Here is a 10,895-nt window from a genome sequence, read left to right on the forward strand (position 1 = left end):
TGGTCGGGGCATCACGTGGCGACTATTATGCGCGCCTTCGAATTCAGCCTAAACAAGGCGCAAACCCATGCTAGTACTGGGATTAGAAACCTCCTGCGACGAAACCGGCGTCGCATTATATGACAGTGAACGCGGCCTGCTGGCCGACGCGCTGTTCAGCCAGATCGACCTGCACCGCGTCTATGGCGGTGTGGTGCCGGAGCTGGCCTCGCGTGACCACGTCAAACGCATGCTGCCCTTGATCCGTCAGGTGTTGGCCGAGGCCGACTGCGTGCCGACCGAGATCGATGCGATCGCCTATACCGCCGGTCCCGGCCTGGTCGGCGCGCTGCTGGTCGGTGCGTCCTGCGCGCAGGCACTGGCGTTTGCCTGGGGGATCCCGGCGCTCGGTGTGCACCACATGGAAGGCCACTTGCTGGCGCCGATGCTTGAGCCGAAACCGCCCGAATTCCCGTTCGTCGCTTTGTTGGTTTCGGGTGGTCATACGCAGCTCGTTCAGGTCGATGGCATCGGTCAATACAGCCTGCTCGGCGAAACCCTTGACGACGCGGCCGGCGAAGCCTTCGACAAAACCGCGAAGATGATGGGCCTCAATTATCCGGGCGGGCCGGAAATCGCCAAACTGGCCGAGAAGGGCGTCGCTGGACGTTTCACCTTTCCGCGGCCGATGTGCGACCGTCCTGGTCTGGATTTCAGCTTCAGCGGCTTGAAAACCTTTGCCCTCAACACCTGGCAGCAATGTGTCAGCGCCGGGGACGACGGCGAACAAGCCCGTTGCGACATCGCGCTGGCGTTCCAGCAGGCCGTGGTGGAGACTTTGACCATCAAGTGCAAGCGCGCCCTGAAACAAGCGGGCATGAAGCGCCTGGTGATTGCTGGCGGCGTCAGCGCCAACAAGGCGCTGCGTGTGTCGCTGGAGAAAATGCTGGGCGATCTGAAAGGCGATGTGTTCTACGCGCGTCCCGAGTTCTGCACCGACAACGGCGCGATGATTGCCTTCGCCGGTTGCCAGCGTCTGCAGGCCGGTCAGCAGGAAAGCCTGGCGATCAGCGTGCAGGCGCGCTGGCCGATGGAGCAATTGTCGGCCTTGTAAAAGACGGCGCCCGTGAACGGTATTTAAAAATGCCGTTCGCGCCCGGCAAACAGGTCGCGTAGATTGCCGCGGTGGCGCCAGACGATCAGCAATGTCAGCGCGCTCATCGGCAACAGCGCCTCCGGTTCCTGCCAGGCCAGCAATGGCAGGGTCAGCGGCGTGGCGATCAATGCCGCCAGCGAGCTGGTCCGGGTCAGGTAGAACGTCAGCAGCCAGGCGCACACGGCCAGCAGCGCAGCGGGTGGATACAGGCCCAGCAGCATGCCGGCGGCGGTGGCAACGCCCTTGCCGCCACGAAAGCGGAAGTACAGCGGGAACAGGTGACCGATCACGGCGCATACGCCGATCCAGGCCTGATCCTGCAACGAAAGGCCCGCGGCTGCGGCGATCAGCACCGGCAGCAGGCCTTTGCACAAATCACCGAGCAGGGTCAGGATCGCCAGTTTGCGACCGGCCAGGCGCAGCATGTTGGTGGCGCCGGCATTACCCGAGCCACTCATTCGCGGATCCGGATGTCCGGTCAGGCGGCTGAGCAAAATGGCGAAGGACAGCGAGCCGAGCAGGTAGGCGAGAGTCGCCAGTAACCAAAACATGCTAACTATTCCGGGCGAGGACGCCCTGATTCTAACGGCGCATTGCGCCCTTGTCGTGCAGCGGAGAGAAGTGCTTGGACAGAGTGTTTATCGAGGGCCTGGAAGTCGACACCGTGATCGGTGCCTACGACTGGGAGCGCGACATCCGACAGTGCCTGCGTCTTGATCTGAGCTTCGCCTGGGACAATCGCCCGGCCGCGGCCGGTGACGACCTGACACTGGCGCTCGATTACGCCAGTGTCTCCATGCGTATCCAGGCGTTTGCCGAACAGGCCCGGTTTCAACTGGTCGAGACGTTTGCCGAGCGTCTGGTTGAAGTGCTGATGAGTGAGTTCAAGATCACCTGGGTGCGCCTGAAACTGACCAAGCCCGGTGCCGTGCCGGCTGCGAAGGGCGGCGTGGGTGTGGAGATCGAGCGCGGATGTCGCTGACTCAGGTCTATCTCGGGCTCGGTAGCAATATCGAGCGCGAAACCCATTTGCGCGCCGGTCTCGATGCGCTGGCCACGTTTCTGGTGGATATCCGCTGTTCGGCGGTATTTGAAAGCCAGCCGGTGGGGATCAAGAGCGGGCCGTTCTTCAATTTCGTGGTCTCGGCGTACACCGACCTGCCGTTGATGGAGCTGGATCGGCGGCTTAAATTCATCGAGGCGGATAACGGTCGTTACGCGCCGGACCGCAAGGGCTTGCCGCTGGATATCGACGTGCTGCTGTACGGCGATCTGGTGGGAAACTTCGATGGATTGATTTTGCCGCGGGCGGAAATCCTGAAGAACGCTTTTGTCTTGTGGCCGCTGTCGTTGATCGCGCCGGATCGGGTGCATCCGGGCGTGGGAAAGAGCTTCGCGACATTATGGGCCGAGGCGAAGATCGATCAGGTGTTGGCGCCGGTTGCATTCGAATGGCGGGGTGTGCAACTGACACCTTTGGATTCGCGGTGATATCCAGGGCGCCATCGCGAGCAGGCTCACTCCTACATTTGGAATGCATTCCCCTGTAGGAGTGAGCCTGCTCGCGATGCTTTTTTAAATCGACGCCGCTTCTTTGTAAGCCTTCAAAGCCTTGAGCCGTTCACGCTTCAGCGCTTCACCCAGCTCAGGCCCCTTGAATCCCTTTTCCAGTAACGGCTGCACCGCAACCCCGCGCGCTGCGACGGCGGCTCCGCGCAAATAATCCGCCTGTGGATAACTGCGCTGCTCCAAGCCCTTACGGCCACGAGCGTCCATCTCGCACGCGGCGATAAATTCCTCGAAGCGCTGCGGCCGACGATAGACATCGAAACTCTGCAGCAACTCCAGCAACGTCGAGGCCTTCAATTCCAGCGCCCGATGACCGTGGGTGTGATATTTCCCGACCAGCAGCGCCAGTTCCTGACAATCCTTGGGCGCCTTGAAGCGTTCGTTGACCGCTTTGATCAGCTTCAATCCGGTGTGTTCATGGGCGATATGCCGCGGCCATTGTTCTTCGGGTGTCAGGCCTTTACCCAAGTCATGCAGAAGGCAGGCCCAGCGCACCGTCAGTGGCTGCTTGTGCAAGGCGGACTGCTCCAGCACGCTCAACGTATGCAGGCCCGTGTCGATTTCCGGGTGATGCGTCTCCGGCTGCGGCACACCGAACAAGGCGTCGACTTCCGGCATCAGCACTTTTAACGCACCACAGTCGCGCAACACCTCGACGAACACTTGCGGATGATTTTCCATCAGTGCCCGGGAAATTTCCTTCCAACTGCGTTCGGCAGTCAGCGCTTGCAGTTCGCCGGACTCGCTGAGCTGGCGCATCAGTTCCATTGTCTCGTCGGCGACCGTAAAGCCCAGCCCGGCGTAACGCGCTGCGAAGCGGGCAACGCGCAACACCCGCAAGGGATCTTCGGCGAACGCCGGAGAAACGTGGCGCAGGATGCGAGCTTCCAGATCGCGCTGGCCATGGTACGGATCGGTCAGGTTGAGCGCATCGTCCTCGGCCATGGCGTTGATGGTCAGGTCGCGGCGGATCAGGTCTTCTTCCAGCGTGACTTCCGGGCTGGCGTAAAAAGTGAAACCACCGTAGCCGCGACCGCTTTTGCGCTCCGTGCGGGCGAGGGCGTACTCCTCTCCGGTTTTTGGGTGCAGAAACACCGGGAAGTCTGCGCCGACCGGACGATATCCCTGGGCGAGCATTTCTTCCGTGGTGGCGCCGACCACGACCCGGTCCACGTCAGTGACCGGTAATCCCAACAGACGGTCACGTACCGCGCCGCCAACCTTGTAAACCTGCATAAAAAACCTCCGTCAGTCCGACAGGATAACCCTTGCGTCAGACTTTCGGAGGCTGAAACCTGCTCAAAGATGAATCACGGCGAGGTCGAGCCGGCCGTAATCCCCCTCGCTGTGTTCACTGCGCGGCGGCACGTGATGGGTTTTCATGATCTGGTCGCCCTGCAGGGTTTCCAGGTGAATGTCGAAACCCCACAAGCGGTGCAGGTGTTTGAGTACCTCGTCAGTGGAGTCGCCCAACGGCTTGCGGTCGTGCTGCTGGTGCCGCAAGGTCAAGGAGCGGTCGCCGCGCCGGTCGATGCTGTAGATCTGCACGTTCGGCTCACGATTGCCGAGGTTGTATTGCGCCGCGAGGGTTTCGCGGATGATCCGGTAGCCGGTTTCATCATGGATTGCCGGCACCAGCAGGTCATCTTTCTGGTCGTCGTCGAGAATGCTGAACAGCTTCAGGTCGCGAATCACTTTGGGCGACAGGTACTGCAGGATGAAGCTTTCATCCTTGAAGCTGCTCATGGCGAACTTGATGGTCGACAGCCAGTCGGAACCGGCGATGTCGGGGAACCAGTGGCGGTCTTCCTCGGTGGGCGCTTCGCACATGCGCCGAATGTCGCGGTACATGGCAAAGCCCAGCGCGTAGGGGTTGATGCCGCTGTAGTAAGGGCTGTCGAACCCCGGCTGGAACACCACGCTGGTGTGCGACGTGAGGAACTCCATCATGAAGCCGTCAGTGACCAGGCCCTCGTCATACAGGTCATTCATCAGCGTGTAGTGCCAGAACGTTGCCCAGCCTTCGTTCATCACCTGGGTCTGGCGCTGTGGATAGAAATACTGGGCGATCTTGCGCACGATCCGCACGATCTCGCGCTGCCACGGCTCCAGCAGCGGAGCGTGCTTTTCGATAAAGTACAGGATGTTTTCCTGCGGCTCGGCCGGGAAACGGGCGTTGTCCTTGTCGCTGTATTTGTCGGCGCCCTTGGGAATGGTGCGCCACAGATCATTGATCTGCTTCTGCAGATGTTCCTCGCGATCCTTTTGCCGCCGACGTTCTTCCTCGGCGGAGATCGGATACGGCCGCTTGTAACGGTCGACGCCGTAATTCATCAGGGCATGGCAGGAGTCGAGCAGGTCTTCCACCGCGTCAATGCCGTGGCGCTCTTCGCACTGCATGATGTACTGCTTGGCAAACACCAGGTAGTCGATGATCGAGCTGGCGTCCGTCCAGGTGCGGAACAGGTAATTACCCTTGAAAAAGCTGTTATGGCCATAGCAGGCGTGGGCCACCACCAGCGCCTGCATGCAGATGGTGTTTTCCTCCATCAGGTAGGCGATGCACGGATCGGAGTTGATCACGATTTCGTACGCCAGCCCCATCTGTCCGCGACTATAGGATTTTTCGGTGCTGAGGAAGTGCTTGCCGTAGGACCAGTGGTGATAACCCAGCGGCATGCCCACCGAGGCGTAGGCGTCCATCATTTGCTCGGCGGTGATCACTTCGATCTGGTTGGGATAGGTATCCAGCGCATAACGGGCCGCGATACGGGCAATTTCACGGTCGTAGGTCTGGATCAGCTCGAATGTCCATTCGGAGCCGGTGGAAATGGGTTGGCGCTTCTGCTCTTTGGCGGTCATGTCACTAACCTGCGCTGGAAGAGTTCACGGAAGACCGGATAGATATCTCCGGCCGAGACCAGTTGCTGCTGGGCAAAAGTGTCAGAGAAGGCTTCGGCGATGCGTTCGTATTCGTACCACAACGCCTGGTGTTCGCGCGGGGTAATCTCCACGTAAGTGTAGTACTGCACAAACGGCATGATCTGGTTGATGAGGATATCGCGGCAGATCGGCGAGTCGTCGTTCCAGTTGTCGCCGTCGGAGGCCTGCGCGGCGTAGATGTTCCACTCGTTGCTCGGGTAGCGCTCGGCCATGATCTCCTGCATCAGCTTCAGGGCACTGGAAACGATGGTGCCGCCGGTCTCCCGCGAGTAGAAGAATTCCTCTTCGTCGACTTCCCGGGCGCTGGTGTGGTGGCGGATGAATACCACGTCGATCTTGTCGTAATTGCGCTTGAGGAACAGGTACAACAGGATGAAAAAACGCTTGGCGATGTCTTTGGTCGCCTGGGTCATCGAGCCGGAAACGTCCATCAGGCAGAACATCACCGCTTTGGAGCTGGGATTGGGCTGCTTGACCAACAGGTTGTATTTCAGATCGAAGGTGTCGAGAAACGGCACCCGGTGAATGCGCGCGCTGAGTTTTTCTATTTCAGCTTCCAGTTCCTGAATATCGCCGAAGTTGTCTGGCTCTTCGCGTTTGAGGCGCGCCAGTTCTTCCTTGGCTTCACGCAGTTTTGCCCGGCTGCTGCCGGACAGGGCGATACGGCGCGCGTGGGCGGAACGCAAGGTGCGGATGATATTGATACGAGACGGGTTGCCCTCGTTGCTGATCCCGGCACGCACGGTCTTGAAGGTGTCCGTTCCGGTGAGGTTGCGTTTGACCAGATTCGGCAGTTCCAGGTCCTCGAACATGAATTCGAGAAACTCTTCCTGGGTGATCTGGAAGACGAACTCGTCCATGCCTTCGCCGGAATTGCCGGCCTTGCCCGGACCTCGCCCGCCGCCGCCACCCGGTGGCCGCGCGATGTGTTCGCCGGCAGTGAATTCCTTGTTGCCGGGATGAACCACGGTCTGCTTGCCGCCGCGGCCATGGTGCAGCACCGGCTCGTCGATGTCGCGACCGGGGATGCTGATCTGTTCACCGTGTTCCATGTCGGTAATGGAGCGCCGGCTGACCGCCTCTTCGACGGCCTTCTTGATGTGGTCACGATAACGCCGCAGGAAACGCTGGCGGTTCACCGTGCTCTTGTTCTTGCCATTGAGGCGTCGGTCGATCACATAGCTCATAGGTGGCCCTCCGGGCAGCTTCAAGTTGTGAGCTGCAAGCTGCAAGTAGAAGCGAATCCCGCTGAATCCGGGGTCGAGCGCTTGTTTCTTGCAGCTTGTGGCTTATAGCTTGCAGCTGCCTCACTGCGACTTGCGGACCCGCAGGTACCATTCGGACAGAAGTCGTACCTGTTTGTCGGTGTAGCCACGTTCGACCATGCGTGTAACGAAGTCGTTGTGCTTCTGCTGATCCTCTTTGCTGGCCTTGGCGTTGAAGCTGATGACTGGCAGCAGGTCCTCGGTGTTCGAGAACATTTTCTTCTCGATGACCACCCGCAGTTTTTCGTAGCTGAGCCAGGTCGGATTCTTGCCGTTGTTGTTGGCCCGGGCACGCAGCACGAAGTTGACGATTTCGTTGCGGAAATCCTTCGGATTGCTGATACCGGCCGGTTTTTCGATTTTTTCCAGTTCTTCGTTCAGGGCCACGCGGTTGAGGATTTCGCCGGTTTCCGGATCGCGGTATTCCTGATCCTGAATCCAGAAGTCTGCGTACAGTACGTAACGGTCGAAGATGTTCTGACCGTACTCGCTGTAGGATTCCAGGTACGCCGTCTGGATTTCCTTGCCGATGAACTCGATGTAGCGCGGCGCCAGGTATTCTTTCAGATAGCGCAGATAACGTTCGCGGGTCTCGGCCTGGAATTGCTCCTGTTCAATCTGCTGTTCCAGTACATAGAGCAGATGCACCGGGTTGGCGGCGATTTCGTGTGGGTCAAAGTTGAAGACCTTGGACAGAATCTTGAAGGCGAAGCGGGTCGACAGACCGTTCATGCCCTCGTCGACGCCGGCCGAGTCGCGGTATTCCTGAATCGACTTGGCTTTCGGATCGGTGTCCTTGAGGTTTTCGCCGTCGTAGACGCGCATCTTCGAATAGATGTTGGAGTTTTCCGGCTCCTTGAGGCGTGACAGCACGGTGAACTGCGCCAGCATCTTCAGGGTGTCCGGCGCGCAATGGGCTTTGGACAGCGAGCTGTTGAAGAGCAGTTTGTCGTAGATCTTCACTTCATCGCTGACGCGCAGGCAGTACGGCACCTTGACGATGTAGATCCGGTCGATGAACGCCTCGTTGTTCTTGTTGTTGCGAAAGGTGTGCCACTCCGATTCGTTGGAGTGAGCCAGCAGGATCCCGGTGAACGGTATCGCACCGAGGCCCTCGGTACTGTTGTAGTTGCCCTCCTGAGTGGCGGTCAGCAGCGGGTGCAGCACCTTGATCGGTGCCTTGAACATTTCGACGAACTCCATCAGGCCCTGGTTGGCCCGGCACAGCGCACCGGAGTAGCTGTAGGCGTCGGCGTCGTTCTGTGGGAATTCCTCGAGTTTACGAATATCGACCTTGCCGACCAGCGCCGAGATGTCCTGGTTGTTCTCGTCGCCCGGCTCGGTCTTGGCCACGGCAATCTGGTTCAGGATTGACGGATACAGCTTGACCACGCGGAACTGGCTGATGTCGCCGCCGAATTCGGCCAGGCGCTTGGTCGCCCAGGGCGACATGATGGTATTGAGATAGCGCCGGGGAATGCCGAAGTCTTCCTCGAGGATCGCGCCATCTTCGGTGGCGTTGAACAGACCCAGGGGCGACTCGAAGACCGGCGAGCCCTTGATCGCGTAGAAGGGCACTTTTTCCATCAGTTGTTTCAGCTTCTCGGCCAGGGACGATTTACCGCCACCGACGGGGCCGAGCAGATAAAGAATCTGTTTCTTCTCTTCCAGGCCCTGTGCGGCGTGGCGGAAATACGAGACGATCTGGTCGATGCATTCTTCCATCCCGTGGAAGTCTTCAAAGGCCGGATAGCGGCGGATCACCTTGTTGGAGAAGATGCGCGACAGCCTCGAGTTGGTCGAAGTGTCGAGCAGTTCCGGCTCGCCGATCGCCATCAATAGACGTTCGGCGGCGGAAACGTAGGCGCTGCGATCCTTTTTGCACAGTTCCAGGTACTCCTGCAGGGAGAATTCTTCCTGGCGTGTGGATTCGAAGCGTTGTTGGAAGTGGCTAAAGATACTCATGACGTCACCTCGCTCGATACGTGGAGCCGACGCCGGATCAGTCAGTCGATGCTGGCAGCAGTCGTTATGGCAACTGCTGTTTACCCCCCAGAATTCTCCCACGGTCGACAAACCGCGAAAGCTACTCCCGATGACCCGTGCGCCGGTGTACCGGCTCTCCCCTGATTTGGATGGCCTGCGCTTAAGGATAGTTGGGAATTTGAGAGGTAAAGGCGAGATACGTAATTAGTTGTGGCAGACCGTTCGTCTGCCGCGCGCAGGGCCACGGGAGCCGGGGCCTGCGCGTGACAAAAAAATTATTCGGCAGCTTCTTGCGCGGTTTCCGACGGATAAATCGTACGCCACAGCTCGAAGCCGCCGTCCATGCTGTAGACGTCGGTGAAGCCTTGGCTGATCAGGTAGCCGGCAGCGCTCTGGCTGGAGTTGCCGTGATAGCAGACCACTACCACCGGTGCATCAAGGTCGGCGTTGCGGATAAAGTCGGCGATCGAATGGTTGTCCAGGTGGTGAGATCCGGGAATGTGATTCGCGGCATAGGTCTGAGGGTCACGAACGTCAACTACCACAGCCCCATTCTCACGCAGGGCCTGGGCCTGTTCTGGAGGGATTCGTTTGAATTCGGTCATTGCGTATTCCTGTTGCTCAACTGAAAGTGCAGTCTAACGCGGCGCGCCGACTGGCGAAGATTCGGGGATAAGCGGCACGACCGAGGGTGCAAGCCCGCCGTGTTCATCGCATTTGCATGACAGGCGTTCGCCGCTGTCGACGTTCATCAAGGTAAGGCTGCCACCCCAGACGCATCCGGTGTCCAGCGCCGAAATGCCCGGCTCGTGAATATTGCCCTCGAGCGCTGCCCAGTGACCGAAGATGATGCGCAGGCCGCGGGTCTTGCGCTCCTTGTGCTGAAACCACGGTTTGTAGCCGGGCGGGGCGCTGTCGAGGCCTTCCTTGCTTTTGAGGTCAAGCTTGCCCTCGGCGGTGCAGAAGCGCATGCGCGTGAAGTAATTGGTGATTACGCGCAGGCGCTCGATGCCTTTGAGGTCGTTGTCCCATTTCGTCGGCTCGTTGCCGTACATGCCATCAAGGTAGGCAGGAAACAGATTGTCATCGCGCAAGGCCGCTTCGACTTCGGCGGCGCACTTCAGCGCCCGGCGCAGCGACCATTGCGGTGGGATGCCAGCGTGGACCATGGCGACATCGCGCATTTCGTCGTAATGCATCAGCTTTTGCTGGCGCAGCCATTCCATCAGCACCGGGCCGTCGGGCGCCTCGATGATCTCGCGCAAAGTGTCGCTTTTTTTCAAGCGCTCGATGTTCTTCGCTGCGGCCAGCAGGTGCAGGTCGTGGTTGCCGAGCACGCACACCAGAGACCCGCGCATGCCATAGAGGAAGCGCAGGGTTTCCAGCGACTGCGGGCCACGGTTGACCAGGTCGCCGACCAGCCACAGCCGATCGAGCGCCGGGTCGAAGGCGACTTGCTTGAGCAGGCACTTGAGCGGTTCGAGGCAGCCCTGCAGGTCACCGACGGCGTACGTCGCCATCAGTGCAGGGCCCCAGGCACAGCGAGGCGAAACGGTTTGATGACTGCATCGAAACGTTTGCCGTCGTCGGCGAGCATTTGATAGGTGCCTTGCATGGTGCCGACCTTGGAGGTCATCACCGTGCCGCTGGTATACGTGTGGCTTCCGCCAGCGGCGATCAGCGGTTGCTGACCGACGACACCTTCACCGCGTACTTCTTCGACATGGCCGTCACCATCGGTAATCACCCAATGCCGCGACAACAGCTTGGCCGGGAGCTGGCCGTTGTTCTGCACGGTGATGGTGTAGGCGAAGGCGAAGCGGCTGTGCTCGGGTTGCGATTGTTCGGTCAGATAGCGGGTAACGACGCTGACATCGACCTGGTAACGGGAATCGGACATGCAAAAGGCCTTAACGAAGCGGAACGCGGGGCGTAGCTGATGGGGAATCAGTCTAGGCAAGTATCGGGCAGTAAACCAGAGTGGCGTCCTGCCCGAT

Annotated in this window: 11 protein-coding genes; 3 read left to right on the forward strand and 8 right to left on the reverse strand. The window is 59.6% G+C overall.

Features of this window, described 5'->3' with window-relative positions; genetic code table 11:
• The first annotated feature begins 67 nt into the window (after window positions 1-67).
• Window positions 68-1,093: a tRNA (adenosine(37)-N6)-threonylcarbamoyltransferase complex transferase subunit TsaD gene (gene tsaD, locus HU755_RS24055; protein ID WP_186550900.1), complete on the forward strand. Its 1,026-nt coding sequence runs from the start codon at window positions 68-70 to the stop codon at window positions 1,091-1,093.
• A gap of 23 nt (window positions 1,094-1,116) precedes the next feature.
• On the opposite strand, the gene plsY is transcribed toward tsaD, so the two are convergent.
• On the reverse strand, window positions 1,117-1,686 hold the full coding sequence (plsY, locus tag HU755_RS24060) for a glycerol-3-phosphate 1-O-acyltransferase PlsY (protein ID WP_186550902.1): 570 nt from the start codon (window positions 1,684-1,686) through the stop codon (window positions 1,117-1,119).
• Between the two features lie 74 nt (window positions 1,687-1,760).
• Here plsY and folB point away from each other — a divergent pair, with 74 nt between their 5' ends.
• Window positions 1,761-2,117, forward strand: a complete 357-nt coding sequence (folB, locus tag HU755_RS24065; RefSeq protein WP_186550904.1) for a dihydroneopterin aldolase — start codon at window positions 1,761-1,763, stop codon at window positions 2,115-2,117.
• Complete coding sequence (gene folK / locus HU755_RS24070) at window positions 2,108-2,626, forward strand: 2-amino-4-hydroxy-6-hydroxymethyldihydropteridine diphosphokinase (RefSeq protein ID WP_186550906.1); 519 nt, start codon at window positions 2,108-2,110, stop codon at window positions 2,624-2,626. The genes folB and folK overlap by 10 nt, the downstream gene beginning before the upstream one ends.
• 84 nt (window positions 2,627-2,710) lie before the next feature.
• On the opposite strand, the gene HU755_RS24075 is transcribed toward folK, so the two are convergent.
• The 7 genes from HU755_RS24075 to apaG all read right to left on the reverse strand — a co-directional run bounded on the left by HU755_RS24075 (window position 2,711) and on the right by apaG (window position 10,798).
• Window positions 2,711-3,940, reverse strand: a complete 1,230-nt coding sequence (locus tag HU755_RS24075; protein ID WP_186637281.1) for a multifunctional CCA addition/repair protein — start codon at window positions 3,938-3,940, stop codon at window positions 2,711-2,713.
• Between the two features lie 63 nt (window positions 3,941-4,003).
• Window positions 4,004-5,566 carry a SpoVR family protein gene (locus HU755_RS24080; protein ID WP_186621009.1) on the reverse strand — a complete coding sequence of 521 codons (1,563 nt, stop codon included), beginning with the start codon at window positions 5,564-5,566 and terminating at the stop codon, window positions 4,004-4,006.
• The gene (locus tag HU755_RS24085; RefSeq protein WP_039757709.1) at window positions 5,563-6,834 is read right to left on the reverse strand and encodes a YeaH/YhbH family protein; all 1,272 of its coding nucleotides are present in this window, start codon (window positions 6,832-6,834) and stop codon (window positions 5,563-5,565) included. Before HU755_RS24085 ends, HU755_RS24080 begins: the two co-directional genes overlap by 4 nt.
• A 120-nt stretch (window positions 6,835-6,954) precedes the next feature.
• Window positions 6,955-8,877 (reverse strand): PrkA family serine protein kinase, encoded by a 1,923-nt coding sequence (locus HU755_RS24090; protein WP_186621008.1) that lies wholly within the window; start codon window positions 8,875-8,877, stop codon window positions 6,955-6,957.
• Window positions 8,878-9,173: 296 nt separating this feature from the next.
• On the reverse strand, window positions 9,174-9,503 hold the full coding sequence (gene glpE, locus HU755_RS24095; protein ID WP_186637288.1) for a thiosulfate sulfurtransferase GlpE: 330 nt from the start codon (window positions 9,501-9,503) through the stop codon (window positions 9,174-9,176).
• Window positions 9,504-9,536: 33 nt separating this feature from the next.
• A complete protein-coding gene (locus HU755_RS24100; protein ID WP_186637289.1) occupies window positions 9,537-10,418 on the reverse strand; it encodes a symmetrical bis(5'-nucleosyl)-tetraphosphatase in 882 nt (293 codons plus the stop codon).
• On the reverse strand, window positions 10,418-10,798 hold the full coding sequence (gene apaG / locus HU755_RS24105; protein WP_186637296.1) for a Co2+/Mg2+ efflux protein ApaG: 381 nt from the start codon (window positions 10,796-10,798) through the stop codon (window positions 10,418-10,420). The genes HU755_RS24100 and apaG overlap by 1 nt, the downstream gene beginning before the upstream one ends.
• Window positions 10,799-10,895 lie beyond the last annotated feature (97 nt).

It is taken from the genome of Pseudomonas sp. SWRI111 (genome assembly GCF_014268555.1).
GTDB classification, from domain to species: domain Bacteria; phylum Pseudomonadota; class Gammaproteobacteria; order Pseudomonadales; family Pseudomonadaceae; genus Aquipseudomonas; species Aquipseudomonas hamedanensis.